This is a genomic window from Syntrophorhabdaceae bacterium, assembly GCA_028698615.1.
Lineage (GTDB): Bacteria > Desulfobacterota > Syntrophorhabdia > Syntrophorhabdales > Syntrophorhabdaceae > Delta-02.
Genome location: JAQVWF010000012.1, coordinates 58,317 through 77,130, shown reverse-complemented (window position 1 = coordinate 77,130; position 18,814 = coordinate 58,317). Strand labels below are relative to the sequence as shown.

Annotated in this window: 18 protein-coding genes; 11 read left to right on the top strand and 7 right to left on the bottom strand. The window is 56.2% G+C overall.

Going from position 1 to position 18,814, the window contains the following annotated elements:
• Nucleotides 1-205: 205 nt before the first annotated feature.
• Nucleotides 206-1,213, top strand: a complete 1,008-nt coding sequence (locus tag PHC90_06620) for an SDR family oxidoreductase (GenBank protein MDD3846021.1) — start codon at nucleotides 206-208, stop codon at nucleotides 1,211-1,213.
• Nucleotides 1,210-1,458 (top strand): hypothetical protein, encoded by a 249-nt coding sequence (locus PHC90_06615; GenBank protein MDD3846020.1) that lies wholly within the window; start codon nucleotides 1,210-1,212, stop codon nucleotides 1,456-1,458. The genes PHC90_06620 and PHC90_06615 overlap by 4 nt, the downstream gene beginning before the upstream one ends.
• Nucleotides 1,459-1,464: 6 nt before the next feature.
• Here the strand turns inward: PHC90_06615 and PHC90_06610 are convergent, their stop codons facing one another.
• Both PHC90_06610 and PHC90_06605 read right to left on the bottom strand, forming a co-directional pair.
• Complete coding sequence (locus tag PHC90_06610; protein MDD3846019.1) at nucleotides 1,465-1,737, bottom strand: hypothetical protein; 273 nt, start codon at nucleotides 1,735-1,737, stop codon at nucleotides 1,465-1,467.
• Nucleotides 1,738-2,376 (bottom strand): HAD family hydrolase, encoded by a 639-nt coding sequence (locus tag PHC90_06605; protein MDD3846018.1) that lies wholly within the window; start codon nucleotides 2,374-2,376, stop codon nucleotides 1,738-1,740.
• Nucleotides 2,377-2,497: 121 nt separating this feature from the next.
• On the opposite strand from PHC90_06605, the gene PHC90_06600 reads away from it, so the two are divergent.
• From PHC90_06600 to PHC90_06565, 8 genes are all read left to right on the top strand, one after another.
• A complete protein-coding gene (locus PHC90_06600; GenBank protein ID MDD3846017.1) occupies nucleotides 2,498-3,625 on the top strand; it encodes an ABC transporter substrate-binding protein in 1,128 nt (375 codons plus the stop codon).
• Nucleotides 3,626-3,758: 133 nt separating this feature from the next.
• On the top strand, nucleotides 3,759-4,802 hold the full coding sequence (locus tag PHC90_06595) for an aminotransferase class I/II-fold pyridoxal phosphate-dependent enzyme (protein MDD3846016.1): 1,044 nt from the start codon (nucleotides 3,759-3,761) through the stop codon (nucleotides 4,800-4,802).
• Between the two features lie 5 nt (nucleotides 4,803-4,807).
• A complete protein-coding gene (locus tag PHC90_06590) occupies nucleotides 4,808-6,358 on the top strand; it encodes a 5'-nucleotidase C-terminal domain-containing protein (GenBank protein ID MDD3846015.1) in 1,551 nt (516 codons plus the stop codon).
• A 3-nt stretch (nucleotides 6,359-6,361) separates the two neighbouring features.
• Nucleotides 6,362-6,550 carry a hypothetical protein gene (locus PHC90_06585; GenBank protein ID MDD3846014.1) on the top strand — a complete coding sequence of 63 codons (189 nt, stop codon included), beginning with the start codon at nucleotides 6,362-6,364 and terminating at the stop codon, nucleotides 6,548-6,550.
• A gap of 272 nt (nucleotides 6,551-6,822) precedes the next feature.
• On the top strand, nucleotides 6,823-7,395 hold the full coding sequence (locus PHC90_06580) for a TetR/AcrR family transcriptional regulator (protein ID MDD3846013.1): 573 nt from the start codon (nucleotides 6,823-6,825) through the stop codon (nucleotides 7,393-7,395).
• Nucleotides 7,392-8,654, top strand: a complete 1,263-nt coding sequence (locus PHC90_06575; GenBank protein ID MDD3846012.1) for an efflux RND transporter periplasmic adaptor subunit — start codon at nucleotides 7,392-7,394, stop codon at nucleotides 8,652-8,654. Before PHC90_06580 ends, PHC90_06575 begins: the two co-directional genes overlap by 4 nt.
• Nucleotides 8,655-8,667: 13 nt before the next feature.
• On the top strand, nucleotides 8,668-11,850 hold the full coding sequence (locus PHC90_06570) for an efflux RND transporter permease subunit (protein MDD3846011.1): 3,183 nt from the start codon (nucleotides 8,668-8,670) through the stop codon (nucleotides 11,848-11,850).
• A 1-nt stretch (nucleotide 11,851) separates the two neighbouring features.
• Nucleotides 11,852-13,276: an efflux transporter outer membrane subunit gene (locus tag PHC90_06565; protein MDD3846010.1), complete on the top strand. Its 1,425-nt coding sequence runs from the start codon at nucleotides 11,852-11,854 to the stop codon at nucleotides 13,274-13,276.
• A gap of 115 nt (nucleotides 13,277-13,391) precedes the next feature.
• On the opposite strand, the gene PHC90_06560 is transcribed toward PHC90_06565, so the two are convergent.
• Both PHC90_06560 and PHC90_06555 read right to left on the bottom strand, forming a co-directional pair.
• Nucleotides 13,392-13,625, bottom strand: a complete 234-nt coding sequence (locus PHC90_06560; protein ID MDD3846009.1) for a hypothetical protein — start codon at nucleotides 13,623-13,625, stop codon at nucleotides 13,392-13,394.
• A 21-nt stretch (nucleotides 13,626-13,646) separates the two neighbouring features.
• Entirely contained in the window at nucleotides 13,647-14,114 is a 468-nt protein-coding gene (locus tag PHC90_06555) for a chemotaxis protein CheW (protein ID MDD3846008.1), read from the bottom strand.
• A gap of 124 nt (nucleotides 14,115-14,238) precedes the next feature.
• Between PHC90_06555 and PHC90_06550 the strand changes: the two genes are divergently transcribed.
• Nucleotides 14,239-15,528 (top strand): EAL domain-containing protein, encoded by a 1,290-nt coding sequence (locus tag PHC90_06550; GenBank protein ID MDD3846007.1) that lies wholly within the window; start codon nucleotides 14,239-14,241, stop codon nucleotides 15,526-15,528.
• A 229-nt stretch (nucleotides 15,529-15,757) separates the two neighbouring features.
• Here PHC90_06550 and PHC90_06545 read toward each other — a convergent pair whose 3' ends face one another.
• Genes PHC90_06545 through PHC90_06535 form a run of 3 tightly spaced genes read right to left on the bottom strand, consistent with a single transcriptional unit; the run spans nucleotide 15,758 to nucleotide 18,812 of the window.
• Entirely contained in the window at nucleotides 15,758-17,608 is a 1,851-nt protein-coding gene (locus tag PHC90_06545; protein MDD3846006.1) for a chemotaxis protein CheA, read from the bottom strand.
• Nucleotides 17,601-17,984: a response regulator gene (locus tag PHC90_06540; protein MDD3846005.1), complete on the bottom strand. Its 384-nt coding sequence runs from the start codon at nucleotides 17,982-17,984 to the stop codon at nucleotides 17,601-17,603. Before PHC90_06540 ends, PHC90_06545 begins: the two co-directional genes overlap by 8 nt.
• Nucleotides 17,985-17,987: 3 nt before the next feature.
• Complete coding sequence (locus PHC90_06535) at nucleotides 17,988-18,812, bottom strand: protein-glutamate O-methyltransferase CheR (GenBank protein ID MDD3846004.1); 825 nt, start codon at nucleotides 18,810-18,812, stop codon at nucleotides 17,988-17,990.
• Between the last annotated feature and the right edge of the window lie 2 nt (nucleotides 18,813-18,814).

Below are 18,814 nucleotides of genomic sequence, written 5' to 3'. Positions count from 1 at the left end.
GACTCCGTATCATAATCCTGCGTACCATCTGGGGTACCTCCTTAATCATAGTCCCGAACTGTGATGGGTTCTTCGCTATGATGGTACCCCAGTTTTTTGTTCTGACACAAAGAATGATACATTACCAGCATTTCTATTGACTTTGCCCGGTTCAGCGGGGTAAAAACAAAATGGCACCCCTCATCCGATCGCACAGGCGGACCACATGTATACCTATCACAGCTACAACAGTCCCAAGCGCATACTCGTCACCGGCGGCGCCGGTTTTATCGGCTCCCATCTGTGTGAGCGTCTCCTCGGCGATGCCCACGAGGTGATCTGCCTCGACAATTTCTTCACCGGCACGAAGGAGAATATCACCCGCCTCCTTGGCAACCCCCGCTTTGAGGTCATCCGACACGACATCACCCAGCCGATTCTCGTCGAGGTGGACTGGATATTCAATCTTGCCTGCCCGGCGAGCCCTATCCATTACCAGTACAATCCCGTAAAGACCACCAAGGTGAACGTGCTGGGGGCACTCAACGTCCTCGGCCTTGCAAAACGCGTACGGGCGCGGATATTCCAGGCATCGACAAGCGAGGTCTACGGAGACCCCGGTGTCCACCCCCAGGAGGAAACCTACTGGGGGCACGTCAATCCCATCGGTAAAAGGAGCTGCTACGATGAAGGCAAAAGGGTCGCGGAAACCCTTTTCTTCGACTACATGCGCCAGAACAAGGTGGACATCAAGGTCGCCCGCATCTTCAACACATATGGGCCGCGGATGCGCGCCGACGACGGCCGCGTGGTGAGCAATTTCATCGTCCAGGCGCAATCCGGCAACCCCGTCACCATCTACGGCGATGGTTCCCAGACGCGGTCGTTCACGTACATCGACGACATGATCGAAGGCATCATCCGCATGATGGACCATCAGACCGACGGCTGCCAGAGACCCGACGACTACACGGCCCCCACACTCTCGGGCTTTCCCGGGCCCGTGAACCTCGGCAACCCCGAAGAAACCTCCATCCTCGACATAGCACGCACCATAATAAGGCTGACGGGATCGTCTTCGTCTGTCATCCACAAGGTCCTCCCCGAGGACGACCCGAAGCAACGCTGTCCCAACATCTCCCTCGCAAAAAAGACCTTTGCATGGCAGCCGGTCACAGGCCTCGAGGAAGGTCTCGTGAAAACGATCGGCCATTTTCAGAAGGACAGAATGTGAAGCGGGAAGAAAAACTTATCAGGGCCGGATGGGAGAAAAGGTTCGTCGCCTGTGAACCCCGGCTCTCGGAGATGGTCGAGATGTACAGGGAGATCGGCTTCGAGGTGTGTCTTGAACCCCTCCCCGCAAAAGAGGAACTCGAGGCGGAAGCGGCGTCCTCCTGCGAGGAAAAGGGCTGCACCGCCTGCTTCGATGACGATCCGGAACGCTACCGCATCATCTTCACGCGGCGCTCCGGTGCATGATGCGTCTTATCGCTTGAAAAGGTCTTTCCACTTTTTTTCCGCCTCTTCCTTTGCGGAGGTTTCCGCCTGCCTCTCGGTGAAACGGAAGTACTCGCAGAAATTCGCCCTCTCTTTCTCCTTTACGAACTCGGCTTTGTCCTCCCTGCAGGAATTGGCCTTACCCGTATCATAGAAGATGCAGTTGAGACAGACATGAAGGTCCTCGCGGCAGACGGGGCATTCGTCCCGGAAGGAGATCTTTTCGGCGGCGATCGGGGTCTTGCACCTGCGGCACTTCACTTACAGCACCTCCAGGAGAGCCTTGAGGCCCGATATCGTCCTTCGGGGAAAGCTTCCTTCCCTGTCACGCCCGTCCATATAATAGGATTCGATCCCGAGGCCCGAAGGGACATCATGATCAAAAACAGGGTGGTCCCCCACGTGGACGACCTCATGGACGGAGGCACCGACATCCCTGCAGAGCTTACGGAAGAAGTCCTCCTGCTTCTTCACCATCCCGTAATCCGTCGTGGCCGAGACGATGTGGGAGAAAAACCCCGCAAGACCGGTATGTGCCAGCTCCTTTTCGACAAATATCCTCGCGGCATTGGAGGCGATGACGAGGGTGTAGCGGTCATGGAGTGAACTGACAACCTCGAAGGCGTCGGGGAGAAGGGAGATAAGCGTCGTATAGCGATCAAGGAGCTCCGGCCCGTCGACATCAAGGGAGAACCTCCTGAGCCAGTGCTCTATCTCGTACCATAGAATATCGGCGTCCCCCACGGATTCATATTCGGCCCGTATGAACGCCCTGGCCTCCTCAAAGGTAATGCCGTACTTCCGGGCATATTCGGAAGGGATGCCGTGGTTCCAGACCATGTCCCCGTATCGCGCATCCACCAGCGTTCCGTCAAGATCGAAGGAGATCACCTTTTTCATCAAAGCATTATACCAGATTGCGGTACGTTTTTCCCGCGTGAGGCGAATGTTCTGAAAAAACATTGCATTCAGCAGACAAGTTTGTTTTAGAATGTACACACGGATACCCACGGGAGGAAAAATGACGGTCATACCCTGCATCCTCGCGGTGCTGTGTTTCTTCACCTGCGCCGCAGGCTTCGCCTGTGCCAGGGACACGGTAAAGATAGGCCTCATCACACCCCTTACCGGCGGCATGAAGGCCTACGGGGAGTCTGTAAAGAACGCCTTCAACATTGCCGTGGCAGATTATGACAAGAAGGGCAGATACAACATTCGGGCCCTGATGGCCAATGACGGCAACGATGCAGCGGAAGGTGTCGATGCCGCCCTGAAGCTCATCACGCGGGACAAGGTTGCCGCCATTGTGGGCCCCCTCACATCCAGGGTGGCGATCGCTGTCGGAGAAATTGCCACGGAGCACCAGGTCCCCATGATAACCGGCACGGCCACGCACCCGAATGTGACCTTTTCCGACGGCAGAAGAAAGTCCTTCGTCTTCCGGGCATGTTTCATCGATCCCTTTCAGGGCGTCCTCGCGGCCAATTTTGCGTTGAAGAACCTCAAGGCAAAAACTGCCATCATTCTCTATAATGCCGGCAGTGATTACTCCCGCGAAATGGGTGAACACTTCGGAAACACCTTCACGAACGGCACGGGGACCGTCGTGGCCCGCGACTCCTACAGAACGAACGCCGATCTCCCGGACGTGATCGAAAAGATGGCCCCGCCGGTACCGGACGTCATTTTCCTGCCGGACTACTATGGCAAGGTTGCTTCCATCTCAAGGCTGCTGAACCAGAAAGGCATCAGGTCGACCCTTATCGGAGGCGACGGATGGGACTCGCCCGACCTTCTCACCATGGGCGGCGCCTCCATCGTTGGGGGATATTTCGTGAATCACTACTCGCCTGACCGCGGGGATGCCCTCGCCGACTCTTTCATCAGGAGATACAAAGCCAGCCACGGCGTCGTTCCCGACGTCTTTGCAGCGCTGGCGTATGATGCGACAACCATTCTCCTCAACGCACTCGATGCGGCGACACGGCCGCGGCCCGAAGACATACGCAGGGCCCTGGCGGCAACGAAGGGTCACAGGGGCATCACGGGGATTATCAGCATCGACGCAAAGGGAGACGCCGTCAAGACCGCCGTCATCATGAGGGTGGAAGAGAGCGGCTTCAAATACGTAACAACAATAAACCCGTAAAAGACCGTTTCAAGTTCCTGGTTTCAGGCGGGAGATCCTCCCTGTATGTTTTCTCCCTGAAACGGTCTTTACGCTTCCGGCGGAAGGGCTGACTTTTTCCGGGCTTTCATGCTATAATACGAGGCACGCATTCATGAAACGAGATATCCCCGACATTCACGACCTTGCCGCATCGAAAAAGGTCTCTCTTCCCCGGATCATGGATTTCACCACCACGGTGAATCCGGTGGGACCATCCGCAAAGGCCAAAAACGCCGTCAGAAAGAGCCTGAAGATCATTGACCGCCATCCCGACAGGAATGCACGGTATCTTCTCCGGAGCATCGCACGATCGGAAGGCGTCTCCGAGGAGAATATTTTCCTCGGCGAAAGCTTTGAAACACTCACGGCCTCGATACTGCGGGCCGTTGATGCCCGGATGGTCCTCTGTGCCGCACCCTACCCCGCATATTACCAGGGACTGCCGGACGGACCGGCACACATGCGTTTCTGCCCTCTTGACAGGGCGGCTGGTTTTTCCCTCGACATAGAGGGCTGGCTTCGCGAAATGAAGGAATGCGACGCGGCCATTCTTCCCTGCCCCTCTTTTCTTTCCGCCGTCCCGGCCCCCATGGAGACCGTGGGCAGGATCGTCGCACAGGCGGGTGAGAAAGGCACTTTCCTCATCATTGACCAGACCCTCCGGGAATACTCCGAAATCCCTTCCCTTTCTGCGGACATAACGGGGCACGAGAGGTGTCTTGTGGTCCGATCCCTGAGCGAGTACTACGCTCTTGCCGGCCTGCCCGTCTCCTATGCGGTCGGTGCGCCGGCGACGCTTGAAAACATCAGGCGGCGCTCATCGATGGGCCCGCCGAACACGCTTGCCGCGGCGGCGGCGGTCGAGTCCCTTCGCGACAGAACTTACCGGCAGCGCACCCGGTCATTTATGAAACGAGAGAGTTCCTTTATCGACAACAGCCTGCGGGGTATGCGGGGGGTCTCTTTTTTCACCACCGTCTGCGGGTCCTTCGTCATCACCCTCGATAACAGCCCATCGAAACCTCTCGAGACCTTCCGGCGGTACCGGATCGTCATCGATAGTGTCGGTAATGCGGCGACTCTGTTCTTCCCCGTGAAAGACCACAAGTGGAATGCACGCTATCTCAAAACCCTGAAAAACATCATGGGAGCTTGAGGACAATGAGACACATGAGACATTCGATCCATTTTCTTCTATCATTTATTGTCATCTTTTTTTTCGCCGCCCTTCTTTCGCCCTGCGGCGCCGCGGACGTGAGGATACTCTACGTGAATGATTTTCACGGATTCGCCGAGAGCTACAAGCGCATCGCCTCCGACGAGCTCCAGGGAGGGATCGCATACCTCGCCTGGCGGGCAAAGCAGCTCAAAAAGGAAACACCATCCCTCTTCCTTGCCGCCGGTGACATGATCCAGGGAAATAGCTGGACAAACCTCTTTGAAGGCAAACCGGCCATTGAGGTCATGAACGCCATGGGTTTCGATGCCATGGTCGTTGGCAACCACGAATTCGATTTCGGTAAGACAGTGCTCGCGGAACGTGTGGTGCAGGCCAATTTTCCTGTTCTCGCGGCCAATGTCACCGGCCTTGACCTTCTCAAGCCGTATGTCATAAAAAAGGTGAACGGCGTCAGGGTGGGGATCATCGGGGTCGTCACCGAGGAGACCCCTTCCGCGACACACCCCTCGAATGTCGAGGGACTGACGTTCCTTCCTGCTGCGAAGACCGTTGAACACTACGTGGAGGAGTTGAAGGGCAAGGTCGATATCGTCGTCGTCCTTTCCCACCTGGGATACAACGCGGACATGACCCTTGCGTCCACCGTCAAAGGCATCGATGTCATCGTCGGCGGGCATTCCCACACGAAGGCGGTGAAGCACATCACCGTCGGAAACACCATCATCGTCCAGGCCTGGGAACATGCCCTGGTGCTGGGCGTTCTTGATCTGAAGGTGGACTCGGGCAAGGTCGTCGGGGTCTCCAGCGGGCTCGAGGACATAAGGCCCGCAAAGATGACGAAGGATGAAGAGGTCGCGCGCATCGTCGAGACCTGGGCCACCCGGGTGAGAGAATCCATGGGCCGCGTCATAGGGGAAGCCACAGTAGATCTCGATGGTGAGAACGTACGCGTAGAGGAATCCAACCTCGGCAACTTCGTCGCGGATATCTTCAAAATGGAATCGGGGGCCGATGCCGCCATCATCAATGGCGGCGGGTTGCGCACCAGCATAAGGAAAGGCCCCGTCACCGTGGGAAGCATCTACTCGGTTCTTCCCTTCAATAATTACATCGTGGGGATCCGGCTCACGGGCAGGCAGATCAGGGACGCCCTGGAGTATGGGCTTTCGGGCATCGAATCGAAAGAGGGGCGCTTCCCCCAGGTAGCAGGGCTCACCTTCACCTATTCGCCCAAAAGAGCAGCGGGGAAACGATTAGGGGCGGTGAACATCGCCGGCAGGCCCCTTGACCTCTCGAGACAGTACATCGTCGCCACCAACGACTTCCTGGCGGCGGGAGGAGACGGGTACCAGGTATTCCGCGAAGCCATAAGACGCGCGGCGGATTTTGAGATCCTGGGCGGAACGATAAGGAGCAGCAACATAGTCTACAACGATGCCGGCAGGTGGCTCAGGGATGTCGTGGTATCGGAAGTGTCACGCCAAAAGAAGGTCTCCACCGCTGTTGAGGGAAGGATACGGGTAGAAGATTAGACCATGAAGGTATGGGTGAACGATAGGGACATCGACCTTGCACCGGGTATGACGGTGCGTCATGCCCTCATCGGAGCGGGACTTCGGCACGAGATCGAGACGGGAAAAAAGGTTTTCGACGAATGGGGCAATGAGATCGGGCTTGACGGCGCGCTCAGCGAGAATACCCGCATATATATTGAAGGATTTTAGAGGACTCTTTCAGGTTTCAGGGCTAAGAGCATTTCGCCGATCCGATCGGCCCGCTGTAACCGATCACGATCAGGGATTCATCAAAAATGCTTTGACAAAATACCTATGGGATTTTAAACTGTACCGTCTGGACTGTATAGCCTAAAGACAGTTTCACGTTTCAGGCTTCAGGTTTCAGGCTCGACGGTGAATCCTAAAGGTATTGCCGTTGTTGTTCTTATGACTTGAAACCTTGAACCTGATACCTGAAACATTCTTCTTGAGGAGTTCTTGTGAGTCCACGGGCGAGTTCGTATGATGCTATAATTGATGCCGCAGAGGCTGTCGTCATAGAGGCCGGGGCGTCCCATATGACACTCGACGCCGTCGCCGCGAAGGCAGGCGTCAGCAAGGGTGGCCTCCTTCATCACTTCCCGTCAAAAACGGCCCTTCTCGTGGCGATGGTCAAGCGCCAGATAAGCACACACCAGGAGACATTGAAGAGGATACTCGAAGAGATCCCCGAAGGCCCTTCGAAGGATCTCAAGGGCTTCATATTGTCGATCCTGTACCGGGAGCGGGATCGCGATAACCTGGGAGCCTCGCTTTCGGCGGCGGTGGCTCACGATCCACGCCTCAATGAGCCCGTGCGCAAGGTTGTTGCCGAAACCTATGCGAGATTCGCATCCAGGAACGTACCATTCGAGAAGGCGGCTATCATCGCTCTTGCCGCCGACGGTCTCTGGCTGCAGGAGATGCTGTCCATATCACCCTTCACCGAGAAACAACGGACAGGGATCATCAACGAACTGCTGAGGATGGCCGACGAACAGGCCTCAGAGGGGAAACGGAGCAGGAAGTCATGACAAAAAACGATGTGACAGGAATTCCATCCATAAAGGGGTGCTCAATGCGGGGTATTGACAGGAAATGGCTTGTTGCTGTGGTTGCCGTTATCGTGGTGATGGCCATGACGACGGCTGGATGCGGCAACAAGAAGGGCGGCGGACCGGCCGCTCCTGAGGTTGCGGTTGTTGTCCTCGGGTATGAAAAGATTCCCATCGTTACAGAACTGCCGGGCAGGACCTCGGCTTTCCTCGTTGCGGAGGTACGCCCCCAGGTGAGCGGCATCATCAAAAAGCGCCTCTTCACCGAGGGCGGCGATGTGAAAGCGGGCCAGGCCCTTTACGAGATCGATCCCGCGCCGTATCGGGCCGCATTAGACAATGCGAGCGCTTCTCTCGCACGGGCGGAGGCAAACCTCCCGCCCATTCGCGCGAAGGCGCAGAGATACAAGGAACTTGTCGCCATCAAGGCGGTGAGCCAGCAGGAGTTTGAGGATGTCACCGGGGCCCACATGCAGGCCGAGGCGGACGTGAAGTATTGGAAGGCGACCGTGGAAAGCGCACGGATCAACCTAGGGTATACCCGGGTCAATGCCCCCATCTCGGGACGCATCGGCAAATCCAGCGTCACCGTGGGCGCCCTTGCCACCGCGAATCAGCCCGCTGCCTTCACAACCATCCAGCAGCTCAACCCCGTCTATGTGGATGCGATGCAGTCGAGCGCGAACCTGCTTAAGCTGCAGCGCAGCGTGGCTTCGGGAAAGGTGAGCAGCAAAGGCCCCGACCAGGCAAAGGTCAAGTTGCTCCTTGAAGACGGCACGCCCTACCCTCAGGAAGGAACCCTCAAGTTCTCCGATGTCACCGTCGACCCCAGCACGGGTTCATTCATCCTGCGCATGGTCTTCCCCAACCCCAAAAACACCCTTCTCCCCGGCATGTACGTGCGCGCTCTTGTTCAGGAGGGCATCGCCGAACAGGCCATTCTCGCGCCCCAGCAGGGGGTCGCCCGCGACCCCAAGGGAAATCCCTATGTCCTTCTCGTTGACGCCAAGAACAATGTCGAGCTGCGGATGATCACCACCGACCGCGCCATCGCGGACAAGTGGCTCGTTTCCTCGGGGCTCAAAAGCGGCGACCGCATGATCGTTGAAGGTCTTCAAAAGGTGCGTCCCGGCGCACCGGTAAAGGCGGTCCTCTTCAAACCCGCCGGGAAGGACGACAAGGCGCCGGGGAATACCGGCGATCCAAAGCCGGCCCCTGCGGCGGCAAAAGCCAAATGAGGAGAGGAGCCTGATGTTATCCAAATTCTTCCTGGACCGCCCCGTCTTCGCCTGGGTCATAGCAATCGTGATCATGCTCGTCGGCGCCCTCGCAATCTATAGCCTGCCCATATCGCAATATCCGCCCATCGCCCCTCCCTCGATCTATATAGCGAGCTCGTACCCGGGCGCCTCGGCGGAAACCGTCGAGAACAGCGTCACCCAGATCATCGAGCAGAAAATGACGGGTCTCGACAATATGCTCTACCTTTCTTCCACGAGCGATTCCTCGGGAAGCTCCCGCACCACCCTCACCTTTGCACCAGGCACCGATCCGGACCTTGCCTGGTCGAAGGTCCAGAACAAGCTCCAGCTCGCGATGACAAGCCTGCCCGAAGCCGTTCAGCGTCAGGGTGTCACCGTCGGCAAGGCCACGAGGAACTGGCTTATGATCGTAAGCCTCATCTCAGAGGACGGCAGCATGGACGGCGACGACCTGAGGGACTATGCCCAGTCCAACCTCGAGAAGGTCCTGGCGCGGGTGCCCGGCGTCGGTGAGGTGGAGAACTTCGGCTCCCAGTATGCCATGCGCATCTGGCTGAACCCCGACAGGCTGACCGATTTCAGCCTCTCCGTGGCGGATGTGACAAATGCGCTCAGAAGCTACAACGTCGAAGTATCCGCGGGACAGTTCGGCGGCGCGCCTGCGGTCAAGGGCCAACGCCTTAACACGTCTATCATCGTGCAGAGCATGCTCAAGACGCCCGAGGAATTCGCGTCCATCCCCATCCGCGTCAACCCCGACGGCTCCACGGTGCGGATCAAGGACATCGGCCGCACGGAGCTGGGAACCGACGCCTATGACATAGAGGGTTTCTACAACGGTAAACCATCAGCGGGCATGGGGATACGGCAGGCCTCGGGCGCGAACGCGCTCGACACGGCCGACGCCATCAAGGCGAAACTGGCGGACATGAGCCGGTTCTTTCCGCAAGGGATGAAGGTAGTCTACCCTTACGACACAACCCCCTTTGTGAGGGTCGCTATCGGTGAGGTCGTGGAAACCCTCCTTGAGGCTATACTCCTTGTCTTTCTCATCATGTGGCTCTTCATGGGCAACATCCGGGCCACCCTTATTCCCACCATCGCCGTGCCCGTCGTCATCCTCGGTACCTTCGCGGTCCTTCAATTCTTTGGGTTTTCCATAAACATGCTCACAATGTTCGCCATGGTGCTCTCCATCGGGCTTCTCGTTGATGACGCCATCGTCGTCGTGGAGAACGTGGAACGCATCATGAGTGAGGAAGGGCTTCCTCCCAAGGAAGCCACCGCGAAGTCGATGACACAGATCACGAGCGCCCTCATTGGCATCGGGCTCGTCCTTTCCGCCGTTTTCGGCCCCATGGCCTTTTTCGGAGGCTCAACGGGCGTCATCTACCGCCAGTTCTCGGTGACCATCATCGCGTCCATGCTCCTGTCCGTCATCGTCGCCCTCATACTGACGCCTGTCCTTTGCGCCACCTTCCTGAAACCTGTGCCCAGGGGTCATGAACCGGCCGAGAACGCACTGCCGATCCTGCGGCCCTTCTTTGCCTGGTTCGATCGCCGCTTTTTCAGGTTGAGAGACAGGTATGTGGAGATAGTGGAACGCTCCTTCTCGAGAAGAAAACGCTATTTCGTCACCTATTTCATCATCGTCGGCATCGCGGGGCTCATCCTCTGGCGCATGCCCACGTCCTATATCCCCGACGAGGACCAGGGTATCATGCTGGCCCAGGTAATGACGCCCACGGGATCGACGCTCGAACAGACCAAGGAGGTCGTCAACAAACTGGAGCGCCACTTCCAGGACAATGAGAAGGAGGCCGTTGAATCCGTAATGACCATCTCCGGTATAGGGTTCTCCGGGCGGTCCCAGACGAACGGCATGGTCTTCGTCAAGCTCAAGGACTGGGACAAGCGCGGCAGTTCGCGGCTCAAGGTAAAGGCTGTCGCCGAGCGTGCGACGAGGGAGTTCTCGAAGCTCCGCGTCGCCCTTGTTTTCGCCTTTCCTCCGCCTCCCGTCATCGAGCTCGGCATGGCAACGGGTTTCGATTTCATGCTCCTCGACCGGGGCGGCATCGGCCACCAGAAGTTGATGGAAGCGCGCAACCAGCTCCTCGGCATAGCATCGAAGGACAAGCGACTGACGAAGGTGAGGCCCAACGGCATGGAGGACATACCCGAATACCGGGTTGATGTGGACTGGGAAAAGGCGGGGGTACTCGGCGTACCCATCAGTTCCATCCACAATACCATCTCCACCGCCTTCGGCAGTTCCTACGTGAACAATTTCATTCAGGCCGGCCGGGTCAAGCGTGTCTTCGTGCAGGCAGACGCACCATACCGCATGTTGCCCAAGGACATAGATAAGCTTTATGTGCGCAATGACAAGGGTAAGATGGTCCCCTTTTCCGCCTTCGCGACAAGCCGCTGGTCGTCGGGTTCTCCAAGGCTGGAACGCTACAACGGTTTCCCCTCCCTGAACATCTGGGGGGAACCGGCGCCGGGCAAGAGCTCCGGTGAGGCGATGCAGGCGATGGAAGAAGCCGTTACGAAACTCCCCGCCGGGATCGGATACGAATGGACGGGCCTTTCCTACCAGGAAAGGATGTCAAGCTCCCAGGCTCCCCTCCTCTATACCTTTTCCATCATCGTCATCTTCCTGTGCGTGGCGGCCCTTTACGAAAGCTGGCCCATACCCATCGCCAACATGCTGATGCTGCCGCTGGGCATCTTCGGCGCCACGCTCTTCACCTGGTCACGGGGCCTGCACAATGATGTCTACTTCCAGATCGGGTTCCTCACGACCCTCGGCCTGACAACAAAGAACGCCATCCTCATCATCCAGTTCGCCCGCGAGAGGATGGCCAACGGTGAAGGCCTCATGGAAGCCACCCTGGGCGCGGTGCGGATAAGACTCAGGCCCGTTATCATGACATCCCTCGCCTTTTTCTTCGGCGTCCTGCCCCTTGCCCTTTCGACGGGGGCCGGGGCCGGGGCAATGAAGGCGATCGGCACGGCGGTTGCCGGTGGCATGCTTTCCGCGACATTCATTGACCTCTTCTACATACCCCTCTTGTTTGTAGTCATCTCGCAGTTCTTTAAGAGGGGAAAACGGGTGGCTCCGGCGGATGACACGGCCCCTCGGCCCATCGCTCCTTCGGAGGGACAGTGACATGATACGAAACGCGATCATCCTCATCACCGTGATCGGGTGCCTTGCCGGATGCACGATGGCTCCGACCTATAAACGCCCCGATGCCCCCGTGCCCGCCTCCTGGCCCACCGGTCCGGCCTACAAGGAGACCGGCGCCGACAGGGCCGGCGCGGCTGCCTCTGACATGGACTGGCGCGAGTTCTACACCGATGAGAAGCTCCAGAAGGTCATTGGGCTTGCCCTCAACAATAACCGGGACCTCAGGGTGGCGGCGCTGAATATCGAAAAAATGCGGGCCCTGTACCGGGTCCAGCGCGCCGTGATCCTCCCCCTGCCCAACGCCGCAGGGAGCCTGAATGAATACAGGACGCCCGCCGACATCGGCGAAAACGGCCAGGCCGCTAACGTACGGCTGTACAACGCAAACGTTGGGATCAGTTCCTGGGAGGTGGACTTCTTCGGGCGCATCCGCAGCCTTAAGGACAGCGCGCTGGAACAGTATTTCGCAACAGAGCATGCGAGGAGAAGCGCGCAGATCTCGCTCATATCCGAGGTTGCCGGCGCCTATCTGACCCTTGCGGCCGACAGGGAGAACCTTAAGCTTGCACATTCGACGCTCAAAGCCCAGGAGTCATCATACGGCATGATCAAGCGGCGCTATGAGTTGGGTTCCTCATCCGAGCTCGATCTCAACCAGGCCCGAACCAGGGTCGAAGCGGCGCGGGTGGACGTCGCCCGCTACACCGCCTTCACGGCTGCCGATGAGAACGGCTTGAACCTCCTCGTCGGCGCTCCCGTGCCCGCCGACCTCCTGTCCGATAGCCTGGACTCCGTTGCGGCGCCGAAGGACGTAACTGCCGGCCTCTCCTCCCAGGTACTCTTGAGGCGACCCGACATTCTCCAGGCGGAGAGTCTCCTCAAGGCCGCCAACGCCAACATAGGCGCCGCCAGAGCGGCATTCTTTCCCACGATCACGCTGACCACCAGCATCGGAACGACCAGCAACGACCTGGCGGGACTGTTTAAGGCCGGGGCCGCGACATGGAGCTTCGTGCCGCAGGTCAACGTGCCCATTTTCAACTCCATTCTATTGTGGGCCAACCTCGAGGCAGCAAAGGCAACCCGCCAGATATACGTAGCACAGTACGAAAAGGCCATTCAGACCGCCTTCAGGGAAGTATCCGACGCCCTGGCACGGCGAGGGACCATTGGCGACCAGTTGACGGCCCAGCAATCCCTCGTCAATGCCTCGGCCAACACCTACCGCCTTGCCGATGCACGTTACACGAGCGGCATCGACAGCTATCTCACCGTCCTCGACGCCCAGCGCAGCCTTTACGCCGCACAGCAGGGCCTCATAAACACAAGACTGATCAGGCTATCCAACCTCGTCAACCTCTATAAGGTCCTAGGAGGAGGAGGGGAAAAAAATAGTGACCAATAACCAAATCCCAATCACCAGGCAGGAGACAATGTACCAATAATCAGTCTCCTTCTCCGTTCATCGGCAATTATCTTTTTGTTTGGTCATTGGAATTTGGTTATTGGTCATTATGTTTTTATATGGTTATATCTATCTTCCCGGGGCGCAGGTCCTCATCCGCCGGTTTTCCGGGATCCTTGCCGTATGTCTTGACGGGCTTTTCTGCTGTCTCCCGACCGCGATGGTCATGGGGGTCTCTTCGGCTTTTCTCTTCTCTGTCCTTCGGACCGACGAATTCCTTCGATACCGACAGCTTTCTGTCGGTTGGCTGAACATTCCGTAGAAGATTGACCTCGAAGGTCTCGTCCATAAAACCCGTCCCGTTCTTTCCTCAGTTCATATCGATATTCTCTATGTCCTTTCTTTCAGGGGACGAGAATACTTTCTTCAGTTCGAGAAGGATGAGCAGTCGGTCGTCCAGCTTGCCCACGCCTTCTATGTATTCCGATTCTATCCCTGCCACCATGGAAGGAGGCGGTTCGATCGTGTTCCCGGGAATCCTCAGAACTTCGGAGACGGAATCAACGATGAAACCGAGCACAAGGCCCTCAAGCTCCACCACGATTATACGCGTCGATTTATCATATGGTTTTTCACGGAAGCCGAGGCGCTTGCGCAGATCCACGATGGGAATGATCTTTCCCCTGAGATTGATCACACCCTCTATGAAGACCGGAGCGTTGGGAATCTTCGTAATATTCATCATCTTGTTGATCTCCTGCACCTTCAGGATATCAACACCGAATTCCTCTGTTCCCAGTTTAAACGTCACAAGCTGCAGTATCGCTCCCTCATTCATGTGAATTCCTCCTCTTTCCTGTATAATCGGAAATTCCACGCTCGACTTAAGTTATATGCAAATTGTGTGCTTAATCTTATGGATACTACAGGCGATAAAATATGTAAAGGAAATCCGGAACTCAATGAACACACACCCGACCGACAGCCGTCTAAAGGAAAACCATGAGCGCTCTGGCGAAGACATGCAGATCTATATCGGCCGGCAGCCCATCCTGAACAGGGCCAAAAGGACCTTCGGCTACGAACTCCTTTTCCGCAGCGGAGTTGCCAACGGGGCCAATATCACCGACAACATGCACGCAACGGCAAGTGTGATGGTGAATGCCCTCAACAACATCGGCATCTCGCGGCTCATCGGGGACAAGATAGGATTCATCAATGTCGATGACAGGGTGCTGGAGAGCGGCATCATCGAACTTCTTCCCGGGAAGATGACCGTCCTCGAGCTTCTCGAAACGGTGAAAGTCGATGAAAGGGTGCTGGCGCTTTGCGCGCAGACGAGAAAGAAGGGCTATCAGTTCGCCCTCGACGACTTCGTCGACTATGACGGCGCCTCTCAGGGCATGTTCGACATTGCTTCCTACGTGAAGGTGGACCTCATGGGCACCGACAGGAAGGGACTCCCCAACCTTGTGAAGAAACTGAAGAGACACAACCTTAAGCTTCTTGCCGAAAAGGTGGAGACCCAGGAGGACTTCGAGACATGCCGCGATCTCGGCTTCGACTATTTTCAGGGCTACTTCTTCGAGAAACCGTCGATCATATCGGCGAGGTCCATCTCGCCGACGCAGCTGGTGCTCCTCGACCTCTCACGGATCCTTGCCCGCGAGGAGGAATTCCTTGTTATCGAGGCGCTCTTCAGGAAGAATCCCGAACTCCATATCAAGCTTCTTCAATTCATGAATTCGGCGGCCTTCTACACGGCAAACAAGATTAACTCCATCGGGCAGGCGATAGCCCTCCTGGGATATCGGAAGCTTCAGAAGTGGGTGACTTTGCTTCTTTTCGCTGGTGAAGGTTATGACACGCGCTCTGCCCCTCTCTTCGAAAGGGCCGTCATCAGGGGCCGGATCATGGAACTCCTCGCCACCCGCATAACTCGCGATACCTCCGCGGCAGACATGGCATTCATCACCGGCGTTCTGTCCCTCATAGATGCCCTCTTCCAGGTCCCTCTTCAGAACATACTCAGCGACTTCAACCTCTCCGAGGAGATACACAGCGCCCTGCTCCATCGCCACGGCGTTCTCGGCAAGCTGGTCTGCGTAATAGAGAACCTGGAGCAGGAGAACTACGACGAAATGCAGATCTGTCTGAAGGACGTCAACCTGGTTCCCGCTGACCTCTACACTATTGAAAACAATGCAATTCTTGAGTATGAAACGATGAACGGGATGGGCAACGGGTTATAGGAAAAGGTCCCTCTTGCGGAAGTCAACCTCCTGCCGAACAGCCTTAAGGGTCGTCATTCCCGCACAGGCAACATCCTGAAAGAGCCTTATTGCAACCCGGAACTCGTCATTCCCGCGCAAGCGACATCCAGAAAGGGCTTTGTCGCAACGGGAAGAATGTCGGTAAGATGATACCATGGGTCAAATAACAGGGGTCAGGTCTTCGACCTGTTGCCCATGGCCCGCCTTCTCAGTTTCTCATCCCCATCTGTATCTGCTGGGCCTGTGCCTGGGCGTGGGCCCTTCTGTGCATGGTGTAGTCGAGGATGACCGAGGGGATATCGAGTATGAGGATCACCTTGCCGTCGCCCCTTATGGTTGCACCGCTTATCCCCTTGATGTCCTTCAGGAATTCCCCGAGAGGCTTGATGACCACCTCTTCCTGCCCGATAACGGACTGGACCTTGATCCCTATCGTCTTCTCGCCGATCGCGCAGACCACTATGTAGCCGCTGCCGTCCCCGTCGGCGGTCATGAGAAAGGCCTTGCTGAGGTCCACGATGGGGATCACCGTGTTGCGAAGAACGAGAACCTCGTTCTTGTCCACGGTCTTGATGAGCCCTTCCTTGAGTTTGACGAGTTCCGTGACCGTGTTGAGGGGTACCGCGAAGAGTTCCTCCGCCACTTTTACGATGAGGGCCCTCATGATGGCCAGTGTCAGAGGAAGCTTGATGGTCAGTTTCGTCCATTTCCCTTCCTCTGAATCGATGTGGGCCTGTCCGTTCATCTTCTCGATGTTCGTCCTGACCACATCCATCCCCACGCCGCGGCCCGAGACCTTGCTCAGCTTCTGCGCGGTGCTGAGCCCCGGGATAAAGACAAGGTTCATCGCCTCTTTCGGCGAGAGGCTTGCCAGCTCCGCATCGTTCATGAGACCCTTCTCCCTGACCTTGTCCTTCACAGCCTGGATGTTGATGCCTTTGCCGTCATCGAATATCTCGATGATGACATGGTTGCCTTCATTATATGCCTTGATGGTAAGGAGGCCCTTGGCGCGTTTTCCCTTTGCCTCACGGTCGGCGGGCAGCTCGACACCGTGGTCTACGGAGTTTCGTATGATGTGGATGAGAGGGTCGGTCAGCGCCTCGATGAGAGACCTGTCAAGCTCCGTCTCCTCGCCCTCCACCTTGAGCTCGATGTCCTTCTTGAATTCGGAACAGAGGTCCCTCACCATTCTGGGGATCTTGTTGAAGACCTTGCTCACAGGCACCAGCCGCGCCCTCATGACGGAAAGCTGAAGTTCATTGGTGATAACCTCGATGTAGTTCGTTATGTCCGTCAGGTTGTCAAAGACGGTCTCGCTCTCCTCGCCCTTCTTTGCCATGCTGTTGACAAGGATGAGCCTGTTCTTTCCAAGAACGAGCTCGCCGACGAGATTCATCAGTTCATCGAGCTTCTTGACGTCGATCCTGATGCTCTGCTCCTCGGATTTTGGGCTCTTCTGCTTTACCAGTATCTTGTTGAGCTGCGTTTCGGTGATGTATTTCTCCTCGACGATGATCTCTCCGACCTTCTTGTCCTTTTCCGTCTCCTGTTTCTTGAGGGCATTGTCGAGTTCACTCTTGCTGATGATATTCTCTTCCACGAGAAGCTCGCCGATCATTTTCTTTTCTTCCGGTGGCTGCTGCGCTCCTTTCTTTGCGGGATCGAGAAGGTCCGTTAGTTTTACGATGACGGCGGAGGCGTCATGGTTCTCGCTTCCCTGGTCCCGAATGTCCTCTATCATGAGCTTCATGAGGTCAAAGGATTCGAGGAGAATGTCGGCAACCGTCTGGTCGGTGGCCATCTCGCCCTTGCGGATGACTCCGAGAACGTCTTCGCCCTTGTGTGCAAGTTGGGACAGTGCATTGAACCCCAGGAAACTCGACGTTCCCTTGATGGTGTGAACGGCCCGGAAGATACTGTTCACAACCTCCTCGTCCTGATTCTGCTCGATAACGACAATGTCCTGAATGACATTGTCCATGAGTTCACTGGACTCAACTATGAACTCATCGATGATTTCCTGCATCTCGTCCCGCTGGAGAGCTTGATCATCCATTGAACTCCTCCTCATCCTGTATAAGGCTTTCCACCTTGTACAGCAAGAAATTTGGTTGCACCGGCTTGTTGAGGAACATGTTGACACCGGCGTCTAAAGCATCCTTTTTCAGCTTGTCATCCTTCGTCGTGGTAAGCATGATGACAGGCGTATCCATGTAATAGTAGTTGCCCCTCAGGTTCTTTACGAATTCGATCCCATCCATGTTAGGCATATTGAGGTCCACGATAACCAGGTCGACTTGAACATGGCTCAATTTCTCCATGGCGTCGATCCCATCCTCTGCCTCGGCAATTACGTAGTTCTTCCGCTTCAGGATATACGCCAGAAGTTTCCTGATCGTTGCCGAGTCATCCACGATAAGTATCGTCTTCATATTTCATCCTTTCTGATATGCTATGGTGCCGGGAAACACGAGCGGCTTGAAGGCCCGGGATATGTTGTGGAGCGATTCCGCGTGACCGATGGTGAGGAATCCCTTTGGCCTCAGACACTCATACATATGATCTACAACCTTCTTCTTCATCTTCTCGTCAAAATAGATAAGAACATTCCTGCAGAAGATAAAATCCATCTGCCGGTACAATCTGTATGCATCGCTGTCCATGAGGTTCATGAAGTCGATCTTAACGTACTTTTTTACGGTTTCTTTCAGCTTATACATATTGTTCTCTTCTGTAAAATATTTTCTCTTGATGGCCTCGTCGGTGTTCCGGACGCTGTACTGGCTGAACACAGCCTTCCGCGCCGACTCTATAACCTTGCTGCTGATGTCGGTTGCGAGAATGTTGAAGGGTATGCTGACCCGGTGGAGCTCCGCCATCTCCATGAGCATGATGGCCAGTGTATAGGGTTCCTCGCCCGTGGAACAGGCCGCGCTCCATATGCGGATGGGAGTGGCCGGGGCCGCGCCGTTCATATACGATTTCTTCATGATGATCTTGAACGCGTCGAGCTGCGGGGGGTTGCGGAAGAAACTTGTTTCATTCGTCGTCACCACGTCGTAGAGGTTTGCCAGTTCGTTTCTGCCCCTATCGGCTCCGTACTTCAGATGATAGTAATAATCTTCGAAAGAGCCAAGACCAAGTTCATTGAGCCTGTTCGTAAGACGGCTCTCGAGAAGATAGGTCTTTGATTCGGCGAAGTATATACCTGTTTTCTCATAGATGAAATCTCTCAGCACGGTAAATTCTTCTCTCGTCATGG